This is a genomic window from Azotobacter armeniacus, assembly GCF_054779355.1.
This window is the reverse complement of sequence record NZ_BAAGYK010000167.1, coordinates 1-14,976: the sequence shown is the minus strand read 5'-3', so window position 1 is coordinate 14,976 and position 14,976 is coordinate 1. Positions and strand designations below refer to the sequence as shown.

The window sequence follows — 14,976 nt, the reverse complement described above, 5'->3', positions numbered from 1 at the left end:
GTGGCAGAGCATTGGCGAGGCAATCGGGCAGTTCTCGGCGCAGGACTGCAGGCACTACTTCGAGGCAGCCGGATATGAATCGGGATAAGGTAAAAATGCTCTAGAGTGCCTGGGCGAGGCCCTGTGCTAGACTTCGCGCCCTGATGCGGTCGACGAACTCCAAGCCCAATCATGATCCTCCCGGCTCCCGACAGCCCCATCGCCACGCCCCCCGCCGTCCACGGCCTGTCCGAGTCCCGCCATGCGCCTTAAGAGCATCAAGCTGGCCGGTTTCAAATCCTTCGTCGACCCCACCACGGTGACCTTCCCGAGCAACATGGCGGCGGTGGTGGGTCCCAACGGCTGCGGAAAATCCAACATCATCGACGCCGTTCGCTGGGTGATGGGCGAGAGCTCGGCGAAGAACCTTCGCGGCGAGTCGATGACCGACGTCATCTTCAACGGCTCGAACAGCCGCAAGCCGGTGACCCAGGCCTCCATCGAGCTGATCTTCGACAACACCGACGGCACCCTCACCGGTGAATACGCTCGCTATTCCGAAATCTCCATCCGCCGCCGGGTCACCCGCGACGGGCAGAGCGCCTACTTTCTTAATGGGGTGAAGTGCCGCCGCCGTGACATCACCGACATCTTCCTCGGCACCGGCCTTGGCCCGCGCAGCTACTCAATCATTGAGCAGGGCATGATCTCCCGGCTGATCGAGGCTCGTCCCGAGGATCTACGCAACTTCATCGAGGAAGCCGCCGGCATTTCCAAGTACAAGGAACGCCGCCGCGAGACCGAGAACCGCATCCGCCGCACCCAGGAGAACCTGGCGCGCCTCTCTGACCTGCGCGAGGAGTTGGAGCGCCAGCTGGAGCGTCTGCAGCGCCAGGCCCAGGCCGCCGAGAAATACCAGGAATGCAAGGCCGAAGAGCGCCGCCTCAAGGCCCAGCTCGCTGCCCTGCGCTGGCAGGCGCTGAGCGAGCAGGTCGGCCAGCGCGAGCAGGTCATCGGCGATCAGGAGGTCGCCTTCGAGGCGCTGATCGCCGAGCAGCGCAATGCCGACGCCAGCATCGAGCGCCTGCGCGACGAGCACCACGAACTCGCCGAGCGCTTCCACCAGGTACAGGGCCGCTTCTACTCGCTGGGCGCCGACATCGGCCGGGCCGAGCAGAGCATCCAGCACGGCCAGCAGCGTCTGCGCCAGTTGCAGGACGATCTGCGCGAAGCGGAGAAGAGCCGCCAGGAAACCGCAGCCCACCTTGACCAGGACCGCAGCCTGCTGGCCGAGCTCGACGAGGAGCTGGCCCTGCTCGAGCCAGAGCGGGAAGTCGCCGCGGCCGGCGCCGAGGAGAGCGCTGCCTGCCTGGAGGAGTCGGAGTCCGCCATGCACGCCTGGCAGGAGCAGTGGGACGGCTTCAACCAGTATTCCTCGGAGGCGCGGCGCAGCGCCGAGGTGCAGCAGGCGCACATCCAGCGGCTGGAGCAGAGCCTCGAGCGTTTGCTCGAGCGCGAGCGCCGCCTCGACGACGAGCGCGCCCAACTGGCAGACGATCCGGAGGAGGCCGCTATCGCCGAGCTGGCCGAGCAGCTGGCGCTGGGCGAGCTGACCCAGGAAGAGCTGAGCGCCGCCGAGTTGGCCTTGGGCGAAGCGCTGGAGCGGCTGCGCGGCGAACTGCAGCAGGCGAACCAGGAGCAGCAGCAGGTCCAGGGCGAACTGCAGCGCCTGAACGGGCGGATCGCCTCCCTGGAGGCCCTGCAGCAGGCGGCGCTGGACCCCGGCCAGGGGGTCGCCGAATGGCTGCGCGGGCAGCGCCTGGCGGACCGTCCGCGGCTGGCCGAAGGGCTACGCGTGGTGCCGGGCTGGGAGCTGGCGGTGGAAAGCGTACTCGGCGCCGATCTGCAGGCGCCGCTGCTGGAGGGCTTCGCCGGCCTCGACCTGGCCGCCTTCGCCCAGGGCGAGCTGCGCCTGCTCGGCCCGGCGCCGGACGCCACGCGTCTTGCCGGCAGCCTGCTCGACAAGGTCGAGGGCGGCGTCGATCTGGCGCCCTGGTTGGGCCGGGTAATAGCGGTGGATAGCCTGAACGAGGCTCTTGCGCGGCGGGCGTCCCTGAATGAGGGCGAAAGCCTGATCAGCCGCGACGGCTACTGGGTCGGCCGGCACTTCCTGCGCGTGCGCCGGGCCAGCGACGCCGAGTCCGGCCTGCTCGCTCGCGGCCAGGAGCTGGAGCGCTTGCAGGCCGAGCGCGACGAACTCGAGGCGCGCCTGGCCGAACTGGAGGAGCATCTGTTCGCTTTGGGCGAGGCGTGTCGCCAGCAGGAGGAGACCCGCGAAGGACAGCGCCGGCGTCTGCAGGAGGAGGCCCGCCAGCAGGGCGAGCTGAAGGTCCGACTGTCGGCTCTCCAGGCGCGGGCCGAACAGCTGCTGCTGCGTCGCCGCCGCTTCGACGAGGAGCTCGCCGAGCTGGGCGAGCAGCGCGCCCTGGAGACCGAACGGCTGGGCGAGTGCCGCCTGCAGCTGCAGGACGCCCTGGATGCCATGGCCACGGACAGCGACCGCCGCGAGCAACTGCTGGCCGGGCGCGATGCCCTGCGCGAGGGCCTCGAGCGCCTGCGCCGGGAAGCTGGGGCACACAAGGAGCAGGCCCACCAGTTGGCCGTGCGGTTTGGTTCGCTGCAGGCCCGGCGCGACGCCACTCGGCAGTCCCTGGAGCGTCTCGAGCGGCAGTTCGAGCGCACCCAGGAGCGCCGCGAGCAGCTCAGCCTGGACCTGGAGGAGGGTGCGGCACCGTTGGAGGAGCTGCGCATGAAGCTCGAGGAACTGCTCGAGCGGCGCTTGGCCGTCGAGGAGGAGCTGCGCCAGGCCGGCCTGGCCCTAGAGGATGCCGAGCGCGGGCTGCGCGAGGCAGAGAAGCGTCGTAGCCAGGCCGAGCAGCAGGCCCAACTGCTGCGCAGCCAGCTGGAGCAGCAGCGTCTGGAGTGGCAAGCCCTCAGTGTGCGGCGCAAGGCCCTGCAGGACCAGCTTCAGGAGGAGGGCCACGCCCTCGATGAGGTGCTTGGCACGCTCCCTGGTGAGGCCCGCGAGGCGGACTGGGAGGCGGAGCTGGAGCGCGTCGCCGCACGCATCCAGCGCCTCGGTGCGATCAACCTGGCGGCCATCGACGAATATCGTCAGCAGTCCGAGCGCAAACATTACCTGGATGCGCAGAACGCCGATCTGGTGGAAGCTCTGGAAACCCTGGAGAACGTCATCCGCAAGATCGATCGGGAAACCCGCAACCGCTTCAAGGACACCTTCGAGCAGATCAACGCCGGCCTGCAGACCCTGTTCCCGAAAGTTTTCGGCGGTGGCCATGCCTACTTGGAACTTACCGGTGAGGATCTACTCGATACGGGGGTAGCCATCATGGCGCGCCCTCCGGGGAAGAAGAACAGCACCATCCATCTGCTCTCCGGCGGCGAGAAGGCGCTGACCGCGCTGGCCCTGGTGTTCGCGATCTTCCAGCTCAATCCGGCGCCGTTCTGCATGCTCGACGAGGTGGACGCGCCGCTGGACGATGCCAACGTCGGGCGCTACGCCAGGCTGGTCAAGGAGATGTCGGAAAAGGTGCAGTTCATCTATATCACCCACAACAAGATTGCCATGGAGATGGCCGACCAGTTGATGGGGGTGACCATGCATGAGCCGGGCTGTTCGCGCCTGGTGGCGGTGGATGTGGAGGAGGCGGTGGTGTTGGCGGGCATCTGAGACGGATGTATTGCAGAATCTTCCCGTTCACCGGAATCCGGCGCCCGGCGGTACAATCTGTGGATGGGTCGTGCTAGCTTAGTGCGCAATTTTCAGTATGCGTGGAAAAGTACTGCGGGAACACGCGGTTGCCATGTTTGTGCGAGGGCAGGACGCCCTTATTTGTACGGGGATGGGAATCCCTTTTTGTTAAATCAGTTCAGGGGTTGTGGATTTCATGGAAATCGGTCTGCGTGAGTGGCTGATCGTCATTGGCATCGTCGTCATCGGCGGCATCCTGTTCGATGGATGGCGGCGCATGCGGGGCAGCAAGGGTAAGCTCAAGTTCAAGCTCGAGCGCAGCGTTGCCGATGCGGCCGACGAAAACGGCGAACTGCTAGGGCCCTCGCGGTTGGTCGATTTCCCGCAAGGCTCTTTATTCGAGCCGGACGAAGAAAGTCTGCCCTCGCTGAGCGCCCGCGGGCTGAGCCGGCGGCGCCTCGACGAGGAGCTGGAGGCGGGTGATATCGGGCTGGATCTCGACGACCCGGTCCGCCCGACTGCCGGGCCCGCACCCAAGCCCCGCAGGCTAGAGCCGAAGGGCGAGGTCAGAAGGGCCGAACAGCCCGAGCGTAGCGAGCCGCGGGAGCCGCTGCCGGTCGAGGAGGTGCTGGTCATCAACGTGGTGTCGCGGGAGGGGGCGGGTTTCAAGGGGCCGGCGCTGCTGCAGAGCATCCTCGAAAGCGGCCTGCGTTTTGGCGAGATGGACATCTTTCATCGCCACGAAAGCCTGGCCGGCAACGGCGAGGTGCTGTTTTCCATGGCCAATGGCGTCAAGCCCGGCACCTTCGACCTGGACGACATCGACCACTTCACCACCCGCGCGGTCAGCTTCTTCCTCGGCCTGCCCGGCCCGCGCCATCCCAAGCAGGCCTTCGACATCATGGTGGCCGCCGCCCGCAAGCTGGCCCAGGAGTTGAGCGGCGAGCTAAAGGACGACCAGCGCAGCGTGATGACTGCGCAGACCATCGAGCACTACCGTCAGCGGATCGTCGAGTTCGAACGTAGGCAACTGACCCACAAGCGCTGAGCCCGGGCGTTCCGCCGGCTCCATGGGGGATGCTGCCTGGTGCTGCAATTCCCCGGCGGCGGTGAGGCCGCCGCCTCCGGCGATCTCCCCAGCGCACCCCATCGAGCAGCCCACGGCTGCTCTTTTCGTTTTCCGGAAACCATCGCCATGACCGACGCCCAGACCGCTGCCGAACGCATCGCCCGGCTGCGCAGCGAGATCGACGAACACAACTACCGCTATTACGTGCTCGACGCACCGAGCGTGCCGGATGCCGAGTACGACAGCCTGTTCAACGAGCTCAGGGCCCTCGAGGCCGAGCATCCCGAGCTGGTCACCCCGGAGTCGCCGACCCAGCGCGTCGGCGGCGAGGCCCTGGCGGCCTTCGGCCAGGTACGCCACGAACTGCCCATGCTCAGCCTGGGCAACGCCTTCGCGGAAGCGGATCTGCTCGACTTCGACCGCTGCGTGCGCAAGGGCCTGGATCGCGGCATCGAGGTCGTGGAGTACAGCTGCGAGCCCAAGCTGGATGGCCTGGCCGTCAGCCTGCTCTACGAGAGCGGCCAACTGGTACGTGGTGCCACCCGAGGCGACGGCACCACCGGTGAGGACATCACCGCCAACGTGCGCACCGTACGCAACATCCCGCTCAGGCTGCACGGCCAGGGCTGGCCGCGAGTACTTGAGGTGCGCGGCGAGATCTACATGCCCAGGGCCGGCTTCGAAGCGCTCAATGCCCGCACCATCGAGGCCGGCGGCAAGACCTTCGCCAACCCGCGCAATGCCGCTGCCGGCAGCCTGCGTCAGCTAGATCCACGGATCACTGCCAGCCGCCCATTGGAGTTTTGCTGCTATGGCGTCGGTCGGCTCGAAGGCGATGGCTTGCCGGCAACCCATATCGGCATCCTTGAGGCCCTGAAAGGCTGGGGCCTGCCAACCAGTCGCGAGTCGAGGTTGGCGAAGAGCGTGCAAGGTTGCCTGGAGTACTACCGCGCCATTGGTGAGCGCCGCCAGGGCCTGGCCTATGACATCGATGGCGTGGTGTTCAAGGTCAACCGCCTGGACTGGCAGCGCGAGCTGGGCTTTCGGGCCCGCACCCCGCACTGGGCCATCGCCTACAAGTTCCCGGCCCAGGAGGAGCTCACCGAACTGCTCGGCGTCGAGTTCCAGGTCGGCCGCACCGGCGCAATCACTCCGGTGGCGCGCCTGAAGCCGGTGCAGGTGGCCGGCGTCACGGTATCCAACGCCACCCTGCACAACATGGACGAGGTGGCGCGCCTCGGCGTGATGATCGGCGATACGGTGATCGTCCGCCGCGCCGGCGATGTGATTCCGCAGATCATGCAGGTGGTGTTCGAGCGCCGCCCGGCCGATGTCCGTCCTGTCGAGGTGCCGCGGCAGTGCCCGGTGTGCGGCTCGGCGGTGGAGCGCACCCAACTGGTCCGGCGCGGCAAGGGCAAGGCCGCGCTCAGCGAGGGCGCGATCTACCGCTGTGTCGGCCGTCTGGCCTGTCAGGCCCAGCTCAAGCAGGCGATCGTTCACTTCGTCTCACGGCGTGCCATGGATATCGACGGCCTCGGCGAGCGGATCGTCGAGCAACTGGTGGATATCGGCCTGCTGAAGTCGCCAGCCGACCTCTACACCCTGACCTTCGAGCAGTTGGTCGTCCTGGAGGGTTTCGCCGCAGTCTCCAGCAACAACCTGCTGGCGGCCCTCGCCGCCAGCCGCAAACCGACCCTGGCGCGCTTCATCTATGCGCTGGGCATTCCCGATGTCGGCGAGGAGACCGCCAAGCTGCTGGCTCGTGCCCTCGGTTCGCTGGCACGCATCGAAAGGGCCCTGCCGGAGGTGCTCACTTGGCTGCCGGACGTCGGCCTGGAGGTCGCCCATGAGATCCACAGCTTCTTTCAGGACGCCCACAACCGCACGGTGATCGAGCAGTTGCTGGCGCGCGGCATCGAGCTGCAGGAGGAGGGCGGGCTGCATGCGGAGTTCGCCGCCTGCGCCACCCTGGGCGAGCTGCTGGACAAGCTGGGTATCCCGAGAATCGCCGCCACCGGAGCGAAGAAGCTCGCCGAGGCGGCCGGCAGCCTGGAGGCGGTGATCGCCCTCAGCCAGGACTGGCTGACCCTGAGCGTGACCAGGGGGCTGACCGAGAAGGCCCGGCAGGCGCTGCGCGACTTCTTCGCCATCGCCGCCAATGCCGAGCGTGCCCGCGCCATCGAGGCGCAGCTGCGTGAATTCGGCATGCACTGGGAAAGCGAGCGCCGGAACGTCGTTGGCCTGCCTCTGGCTGGTGAAACCTGGGTGCTGACCGGCACCCTAGAGTCCATGAGCCGCGAGCAGGGTAAGGAGCGGCTAGAGGGCCTTGGTGCCAAGGTGGCCGGTTCGGTCTCGGCCAGGACCGCCTGCGTGGTCGCCGGTCCCGGCGCTGGCTCGAAGCTGGCCAGGGCCGGCGAGCTGGGAGTGAAGGTGCTTGATGAGGAGGCCTTCCTCATCCTGCTGCAGCAGCTGGAGGGCTGAGAGGTTGTGAAAAAATCGAACAGTGCCGTGAGAGCCTCTCCAATCCCCTTCAAAAAGGCGTGCCATGTGAAAAGCGGGAGAGTTTATGAGCCAAATGGTCTTACTTTTCACGTAGCGCAACGTTTTAGCGGCTGTTTTGAAGGGGGGCGCAGCAGCCGCTTGAATTTTTCACAACCTCTGAGGCCATTCTCCTTGGAATATTGATTCAAGGAAGTTATGCGTAGGGTGGAAAACCGCGAAGCGTTTTCCACCATGACCACGCCCCTGGTGGGAAAGGCCTGCGGCCGTTTCCCACCACTACGAAAAGTGGCGCGGCCTCAGCCGGCCACCATCACGCGGATCGCTTCCAGGCGCAGGGCGGCCTTGTCGAGCATGGCCAGGCCTTCCTCGCGCTGCTGGCGCAGGGCTTCCAGTTCGCTGTCGCGCACGCTCGGGTTGACCGCCTGGAGGGCGGTCAGGCGGGCCAGCTCCTCGTCGAGGCTGGCCTTGAGGCGCTGCCTGGCCTCGGCGACGCGCTCGGCATGGCGCGGCGCGATCTTGGCTTCGGCGGCGTTGATCTGCTTGGCCAGCACGTCGCGCTGGGCCTGCACGAACTTGTTGGCGCTGCCGCGCGGCACGCTTTCCAGCTGGTCGTTGAGCGTGTCGAAGGCGACCTTCGGCGCCAGGTCGTTGCCGTTGGCGTCGAGCAGGCAGCGCAGTGCCAGCGGCGGCAGGAAGCGGCCAAGCTGCAGGGCGCGCGGTGCCACCACCTCGCTGACGTAGAGCAGCTCGAGCAGCACGGTGCCGGGCTTGAGCCCCTTGTTCTTGATCAGCGCCACCGCGGTGTTGCCCATCGAGCCGGCCAGCACCAGGTCCATGCCGCCCTGCACCATGGGATGTTCCCAGGTGAGGAACTGCATGTCCTCGCGGACCAGGGCCTGGTTGCGGTCGTAGGTGACGGTCACCGCCTCGTCACTGCCCAGTGGGAAGCTGGCGTCGAGCATCTTCTCGCTGGGGCGCAGGATCAGCGCGTTTTCCGAATGGTCCTCGCTGTCGATGCCGAAGGCGTTGAATAGCTCCTCCATGTAGATCGGCAGGGCGTACTGGTCGTCCTGTTCCTGGATAGCTTCGACCAACGCGTCGCCTTCGCCGACGCCGCGGGAGTTGAGCTCCAGCAGGCGGTCGCGGCCGGCGTGCAGGTCGCTTTCCAGACGTTCACGTTCGGCGCGGGCCGCGTCGAGCAGCTCCTGCCACTCGCCGTCGTCGCCGCCTTCCAGCAGCGACAGCAGGCGCGGGCCAAACTGGTGGTGCAGGGCGTTGCCGGTGGGGCAGGTGGCGAGGAAGGCGTTCAGCGCCTGCTGGTACCACTGGAATAGGCGCTCCTGGGCGCTGTTCTCCAGATAGGGCACGTGCAGCTGGATGGTGTGCTTCTGGCCGATGCGGTCGAGGCGACCGATACGCTGTTCGAGCAGGTCTGGGTGGGCTGGCAGGTCGAACATCACCAAATGGTGGGCGAACTGGAAATTGCGTCCCTCGCTGCCGATTTCCGAGCAGATCAGCACCTGGGCGCCGAATTCCTCGTCGGCGAAGTAGGCCGCCGCGCGGTCGCGTTCAAGGATGCTCATGCCCTCGTGGAACACCGTGGTCGGGATGCCGGAGCGCACCCGCAGGGCGTCCTCCAGATCCAGCGCAGTCTCGGCGTGGGCGCAGATTACCAGCACCTTGACTTTCTTGAGCATCTTCAGGGTATCGATCAGCCATTCGACGCGCGGGTCGAGGCGCCACCAGCGGTTCTCTTCACCGCCCTCCTCCTGCTGGGCCTGGAAGCTGACCTCCGGATACAAATCGGCATGTTCGCCGACCGGCAGCTCCAGATACTCGTCCGGGCTCGGCAGTGGGTAGGGGTGCAGCTGGCGCTCGGGGAATCCCTGCACTGCGGCGCGGGTGTTGCGGAACAGCACCCGACCGGTGCCGTGGCGGTCGAGCAGCTCGCGGGTCAGGCGCGAGCTGGCCTGGATGTCGCCGTCACTGACTGCGGCGACCAGCACCTCGCCCTCGGCACCGAGGAAGCCGTGAATGACCGCGTGGGCCCGGTCGGAGAGGTGGCCTTGGTCGAGCAGTTCCTGCACCGCCTCGGCCACTGGACGGTAGTTGGCGCTCTCTGCGCGGAAGGCTTCGAGATCGTGGAAGCGGTCGGGGTCGAGCAGGCGCAGGCGGGCGAAGTGGCTCTCCTGGCCGAGCTGTTCGGGGGTGGCGGTGAGCAGCAGCACACCGGGGATCACCTGGGCGAGCTGCTCGACCAGCGTATATTCGGCGCTCGGCTGGTCCGGGTGCCAGACCAGATGGTGCGCCTCGTCCACCACCAAGAGGTCCCAGCCGGCGGCAAAGGCGGCATCCTGGGCGTGCTCGGCGGAGGTCAGCCATTCGAGAGAGACCAGCGTCAGTTGGGCGTCCTCGAAGGGATTGCTGGCGTCGCTTTCGGCGAAGCGCTCGGCGTCGTACAGCGCCACCTCCAGGTTGAAGCGCCGGCGCATCTCCACCAGCCACTGGTGCTGGAGGTTCTCCGGAACCAGGATCAGCACCCGGCTGGCGCGGCCGGAGAGCAGCTGGCGGTGGATCACCAGGCCGGCCTCGATGGTCTTGCCCAGACCCACCTCGTCGGCCAACAGCACGCGCGGGGCCATGCGGTCGGCGACCTCGCGGGCGATGTGCAGTTGGTGGGCGATCGGTTGGGTGCGGGCGCCGGCCAGGCCCCAGAGCGAGGATTGCAGCAGGCTGCTGCGATGCTCCAGGGTGTGGTAGCGCAGGCCGAACCAGGACAGCGGGTCGATCTGCCCGGCGAACAGGCGGTCGCTGGCCAGGCGGAACTGGATGAAGTTGGACAGCTGGGTTTCCGGCAGGCTGCGGCTCTGGTTCTGCCCGTCAAGGCCGTGGTATGTGAGCAGGCCGTCCTGGTCCTCGACTTCGCGGACGATCATTTTCCAGCCGTCGAAGTGGGTGATCTCGTCGCCCGGGGCGAAGCGCACGCGGGTCAGGGGAGCATTGCGCAGGGAGTACTGGCGGGTTTCGCCGGTGGCCGGATAGAGCACTGTGAGCAGCCGGCCATCCGCTGTGAGAATGGTTCCGAGCCCGAGTTCCGCCTCGCTGTCGCTGATCCAGCGCTGCCCCGGTTGATATTGCTGCACCATGCCTGTCTCCGCTGTAAAAAAGGCCGGCTATGGTAACGGAATGCCCTGGGTAGATCGACGTCGACTGCCGGCACATGGATAGAAAGCGTAGCCTTCGATGGTCGGCTTGCCCGTGCCGGCCTGTGTAGCATGATTCCTCCCTTTCCGCCGGTCCCCGCGCCATGACGTTGTTCGATGCTACTCCTCTTGAGCTGCCCGATGCCGAGCTGCGTTACCTGACCGGCTGGGTGGATGGCGTCACTGCCGACCGCTGGCTGGCCGCTCTGCTGGAGGAAATCCCTTGGGAGCAGCCGCAGGTGCGGTTGTATGGGCGCCTTTACCCGGTGCCGCGGCAGGTCGCCTGGTACGGTGATGCCGACGCCTGCTACCGCTATTCCGGGCTGACCCACCGGCCGCTGCCCTGGACACCGCTCTTGGCGGAGGTCCGTGCGGCCGTCGAGGCACTCGTCGGTCAGCCGCTGAACGGCGTGCTGCTCAACCATTACCGCGACGGCCGGGACTCCATGGGCTGGCACAGCGACGACGAGGCCGAGCTGGGGCGCAATCCACTGATCGTCTCGCTCAGCCTGGGCGGCGCGCGGCGCTTCGACCTGCGCCGGGTCGGGCAGAGCCGCATCGAGCATTCGCTGTTCCTCGAGCACGGTTCCCTGCTGGTCATGGCTGGCGCGACGCAGCATGATTGGCAGCATCAAGTGGCAAAAACGCGCAAGTCCTGCGCGCCGCGCCTGAATCTGACCTTCCGCCAGGTGTATCTGTAGCCATGAGTTCCGATGACAAGCTGATCGACTTCAGCAGTGAGCGCAGCAAGCGCATCCACGACCTGCACGAAAAGCGCCTGAACGACATGCGCCAGGCCTTCGCGCAGGCCCTGCCGCTGCCCCAGGGGAAAAAGAAGAAGCCGGCGGGCAAGCCGAAGAAGAAGCGCTGAGCTTAGGTGGGAGCTTGAGAAAAGCCCCGTGACGGAATGTTCCGCCACGGTCTTGCGGGATTGGGCTTCACTCGTAGCAGTCGCCCCGGCAATATGCCGGCCGGCGATGTAGCCGAAAGTCACCGCCGGGCCGAGGTTGATGCCACCGGCCGGGTAGTGGCCGCCCATGATGCTGGCCATGTCGGTGCTGGCGGCGTACAGGCCGTCGATCGGCTGGCCGGCGCCATTCAGCACTTGGGCGTTGGCGTTGGTCTTCAGGCCAGCGAAGGTGCCGAAGCAGCCGGGCTGGACCTTGACCGCGTAGAGCGGGCCATCCTCGGCACTATCTTGCTGAGCTGCTGGCGCCACGTCCAGGTTGTGCAGCTGGTAGAAGGATTGGGCGACGCCGAACAGGCCGATCATCACCATCGCGTAGTGGATGCCGTCCATCAGCTCGACCTGGTCGAGGGTGAAGCGGCCCTGAGCGGTCAGCGGGTCCATGCCGACCATGCCGATCACTGTGCCCAGTGCGGCGGCGAACACGCCCTTGGCCAGCGGGTAGCCGTCGAAGGCGGTGGCCACCGAGGAGGGCGCACCGGGAATGTTCAGCAGGATGGCGCTGCGCGAGCCGCCGTACACGCCACCGATGAAGATGCCGACGATCAGTGCGATCCGTGGCCTGGGCACTGCAAAAGCGCGCGAAGCGGAGAATTCAACACTGCTCCCCTGCATCGCGGTACAGCAGGCTCCAGAGTCGAAAACTTCACAGCCTCTGAGGCTTCCTTTCTGACTTCCTGCAGTCCCGGCCCGGCCCGGCCCGGCTTTCGCTGTCGCGAGCCGGACTGCGCCTTTTTCTCCGCCGCAAATCATGGCTGTGCGCTGAGCGCACGGCTTCGTGCGCTGTGTCTTGCAGGAAAGTGGAACTGGGTTCTAGATTTCTTGCAGCATGAATGCCGGGCCCTGGTTCCTGTTCCAGGCGTCCGCCCTCCGGCCATAACAACAAGAGGACGCAGCCTTGACCGAGTCACTTCGCATTGCCCTGATCGGTGCAGGTGCCATGGGATGCCAGCATTACCAGCATCTCAAGGACCTGCCTGAGGCCCGGCTCTACGCCGTGGCCGATCCGGGCCCGCAGGCCGCGGCCTTATTTCCACCCCCTGAAGAGATCCGCCATGAGCGAACGCATTCTTTCCCTGGCCGCCCTGACCGTGCTCGAACTGTCCCCGCCCGACATGCTGGAGGCGGCCGCCCGCGCCGGCAGACCCTGGCGCGCCTGCGTGACATCGGCATCAAGGTGCTCGACGTGGAAATCGTGCGCGTGCGCCTGAAGCCGGACACCCGCGTCGCCGACTTCGAGCCGATCCTCGCCGCCGGCGCCGAGCTGGGCGCCAGCGAGCTGCTGGTGGCCGGCAACGATCCCGACGAGGCGCGGCAGACCGACAACTTCGCCGCCTTGTGCGATCTGGCGGCCGGCTTCGGCCTCAACCCGCACCTGGAGTTCATGCCTTGGACCGACGCCCGCGACCTGATCCAGGCCATGCGCATCGTCGACAACGCCGAGCGTGCCAACGGCTGCGTGCTGATCGACGCCTTCCATTTCGACCGCCCCGCCTCGCGCCTGGAAGACCTGGCCCGGCTCGATCCGGCCCGTATCCACTACGCCCAGTTGCGCGACGTGGCCGGGCCGCGCCCGGACGACATGGACGAGATCCTGCGTCAGGCGCCCAACGAGCGGCGATTCCCCGCCGTTAGCGACTGCGACCTGTTTGGCCTGCTGCGCACCCTGCCGGCGAACCTGCCGCTCAGCCTGGAAATCCCCACTCGCCAGCTGCTCGAACAGGGTGTCAGTGCCCTCGAGCGCGCGTAGATGGCCATCGACAGGACCCGCACCCCGCTGGCGCTGGTCGAAGAAATGCCCCTGCCGCACGGGGGCGGGCAGGGGCATGGCCCGCCGATAAAAGTGGATCCATCCGCGATCCCGTAATGGCGTTTCTCGCGAATTAGTGGATATAACGCCCAAGTATTTCTGCAACAACCAGTATGACTTCCTGTTTTATATCCTTATATCCGCGAGTCTCATGGCGAAGTTTGCAGATTATTCAGGCCGTTGCTGGTGAGTCATGTCATTGTGCAATCGATTCGCTCTGCCACTGTCGTGGTGAAAACAAACGGCCAATTGTGAACGGCATTGTTCGTGACTGTGCAGTTGCCAGTTGCGAATGAACTTTTTATTTCTGCAAGTTGAGCCTGCATATATCCGCACGGATTTTGCAGATTCTTTATGCGAGCCTCCGAAAATGCCGAAATCCGCGACCTCCCGACGCACCTCGGTTGATCCATGTCATTCCTTTGTCAGGCCGTCTGGCAGCTATTGGCAGGCATTGATCCCGGTCAATTTTTTCGGCCGCCGGTGCAGTTACCTTGAAGCCATCGAAGAGACAGCCAAAGAGGAAGCCAGCCATGTTTATCGATGAAGTGGTGTTGGCGGGAATAGCAGTCGTGGGATTGATGTTCATCTTCACTGGCGGAGTCGGTTATTTCATCTGGAAGGACTCCCAGAATCACCATTAAGACAAGTCCTTCAGATCCAGAGCACGCAAGGCACTTTCGGGCGACTTTAGTCGCCCTTTTTTTTGTGCGCCCGGCAGGACGCACTCACTCGGAGGTGAAAGTTCCTACACACCCGGCAAGGGGAAGTGTTAGCCAGAGGCAAGGGTGTCGCGGGTGACTGCGAATCTGAAGGAAGCCCTAGGCAAAGCGCTGGCCTGACGTAACCGTCCGGGCATCCCCGTCTGGCTTGAACCCGCCAGGCTAAGAGAGGGTGTCCACCTATTTATCGTGGACACCCTCTCAGGCTTTCAAGCGGGGAAATCATGCAGCGTCGTTCCTATTCCACGGCCTTCAAGGCTCAAATCGTGCAGGAGTGCAGCCAGCCCGGCGCCTCCGTCGCCAACGTGGCATTGAGCCACAGCATCAACAGCAACGTTGTCCATAAATGGCTACGCACGGCACGCAGCCAGGTTGAGACCCTGCCGGCGTTCATCCCGCTTGCACTGGATGCCCCGTGCGGGCGGGATATTCCTCCAGCGCGGACATTCGCATCGAGATCCCCCATCGGCGCACGACCTTGACCGTTCACTAGCCCGCAGGCGATGCGGCGGGCTGTGCCCGGTTCGTGCGCGAGATCCTGCAATGATCCGCATCGATGCCGTCTGGCTGGCCACCGCCCCCCTGGACATGCGGGCCGGCACGGAAACGGCGCTGGCCAGGATGGTGGCGGTCTTCGGTGCGGCGAAGCCGCACAACGCCTACCTGTTCGCCAACAAGCGGGCCAACCGCCTGAAAGTGCTGGTGCACGATGGTTTCGGTGTCTGGCTGGCCTCGCGCCGGCTGAACCGGGGACGCTTTGTCTGGCCAGGCAACTGGCAAGAGACGCACGTGGGGTTGAATGCCGAGCAGCTTCAGGCGCTGGTGGTGGGGCTGCCCTGGCAGGGGGACGGGTCGAGCGCGGCAATCAGCCTTTTATAGTCAGCGATCGTACATGGCGCGCAATTGACCGAACGACCTATCGTCGCGAGCCGTCGTAACCGGCAGAATCGTT

The 14,976-nt window shown here is 65.8% G+C and carries 8 protein-coding genes and 3 pseudogenes; 8 read left to right on the top strand and 3 right to left on the bottom strand.

Features of this window, described 5'->3' with window-relative positions; all coding sequences use genetic code 11:
- Positions 1 to 241 precede the first annotated feature (241 nt).
- The 3 genes from smc (at position 242) to ligA (ending at position 7,301) form a co-directional block, all read left to right on the top strand.
- Positions 242 to 3,730, top strand: a complete 3,489-nt coding sequence (gene smc, locus ACYVD0_RS22845) for a chromosome segregation protein SMC (RefSeq protein WP_460428924.1) — start codon at positions 242 to 244, stop codon at positions 3,728 to 3,730.
- A 217-nt stretch (positions 3,731 to 3,947) separates the two neighbouring features.
- Positions 3,948 to 4,799, top strand: coding sequence for a cell division protein ZipA (gene zipA / locus ACYVD0_RS22840; protein WP_460428923.1), 852 nt, complete (start codon positions 3,948 to 3,950; stop codon positions 4,797 to 4,799).
- Between the two features lie 147 nt (positions 4,800 to 4,946).
- Entirely contained in the window at positions 4,947 to 7,301 is a 2,355-nt protein-coding gene (ligA, locus tag ACYVD0_RS22835) for an NAD-dependent DNA ligase LigA (protein WP_460428925.1), read from the top strand.
- Between the two features lie 317 nt (positions 7,302 to 7,618).
- On the opposite strand, the gene rapA is transcribed toward ligA, so the two are convergent.
- Positions 7,619 to 10,468, bottom strand: a complete 2,850-nt coding sequence (gene rapA / locus ACYVD0_RS22830; RefSeq protein ID WP_460428922.1) for an RNA polymerase-associated protein RapA — start codon at positions 10,466 to 10,468, stop codon at positions 7,619 to 7,621.
- Positions 10,469 to 10,629: 161 nt separating this feature from the next.
- Here rapA and ACYVD0_RS22825 point away from each other — a divergent pair, with 161 nt between their 5' ends.
- Complete coding sequence (locus tag ACYVD0_RS22825; RefSeq protein ID WP_460428921.1) at positions 10,630 to 11,226, top strand: alpha-ketoglutarate-dependent dioxygenase AlkB family protein; 597 nt, start codon at positions 10,630 to 10,632, stop codon at positions 11,224 to 11,226.
- 245 nt (positions 11,227 to 11,471) lie between these two features.
- Here the strand turns inward: ACYVD0_RS22825 and ACYVD0_RS22820 are convergent.
- Positions 11,472 to 11,918, bottom strand: a pseudogene (locus ACYVD0_RS22820) (FAD-binding protein); the annotation flags it as partial.
- Between the two features lie 21 nt (positions 11,919 to 11,939).
- Positions 11,940 to 12,107, bottom strand: a pseudogene (locus tag ACYVD0_RS22815) (tripartite tricarboxylate transporter permease); the annotation flags it as partial.
- Between the two features lie 440 nt (positions 12,108 to 12,547).
- On the opposite strand from ACYVD0_RS22815, the pseudogene ACYVD0_RS22810 reads away from it, so the two are divergent.
- From ACYVD0_RS22810 to tnpB, 4 genes and pseudogenes are all read left to right on the top strand, one after another.
- A pseudogene (locus tag ACYVD0_RS22810) lies at positions 12,548 to 13,242 on the top strand (sugar phosphate isomerase/epimerase family protein).
- A 593-nt stretch (positions 13,243 to 13,835) separates the two neighbouring features.
- A complete protein-coding gene (ccoM, locus tag ACYVD0_RS22805) occupies positions 13,836 to 13,946 on the top strand; it encodes a cytochrome c oxidase subunit CcoM (protein ID WP_460428920.1) in 111 nt (36 codons plus the stop codon).
- A 302-nt stretch (positions 13,947 to 14,248) separates the two neighbouring features.
- Complete coding sequence (tnpA, locus tag ACYVD0_RS22800; protein ID WP_460428919.1) at positions 14,249 to 14,506, top strand: IS66-like element accessory protein TnpA; 258 nt, start codon at positions 14,249 to 14,251, stop codon at positions 14,504 to 14,506.
- Positions 14,507 to 14,567: 61 nt separating this feature from the next.
- Entirely contained in the window at positions 14,568 to 14,903 is a 336-nt protein-coding gene (gene tnpB, locus ACYVD0_RS22795; RefSeq protein WP_460428918.1) for an IS66 family insertion sequence element accessory protein TnpB, read from the top strand.
- Positions 14,904 to 14,976: the final 73 nt, after the last annotated feature.

Bases quoted from the DNA above. Each gene is read 5' to 3' on its own strand.
- smc (WP_460428924.1), top strand. From the start codon at position 242: ATGCGCCTTAAGAGCATCAAGCTGGCCGGTTTCAAATCCTTCGTCGAC.
- zipA (WP_460428923.1), top strand. From the start codon at position 3,948: ATGGAAATCGGTCTGCGTGAGTGGCTGATCGTCATTGGCATCGTCGTC.
- ligA (WP_460428925.1), top strand. From the start codon at position 4,947: ATGACCGACGCCCAGACCGCTGCCGAACGCATCGCCCGGCTGCGCAGC.
- rapA (WP_460428922.1), bottom strand. From the start codon at position 10,468: ATGGTGCAGCAATATCAACCGGGGCAGCGCTGGATCAGCGACAGCGAG.
- ACYVD0_RS22825 (WP_460428921.1), top strand. From the start codon at position 10,630: ATGACGTTGTTCGATGCTACTCCTCTTGAGCTGCCCGATGCCGAGCTG.
- ccoM (WP_460428920.1), top strand. From the start codon at position 13,836: ATGTTTATCGATGAAGTGGTGTTGGCGGGAATAGCAGTCGTGGGATTG.
- tnpA (WP_460428919.1), top strand. From the start codon at position 14,249: ATGCAGCGTCGTTCCTATTCCACGGCCTTCAAGGCTCAAATCGTGCAG.
- tnpB (WP_460428918.1), top strand. From the start codon at position 14,568: ATGATCCGCATCGATGCCGTCTGGCTGGCCACCGCCCCCCTGGACATG.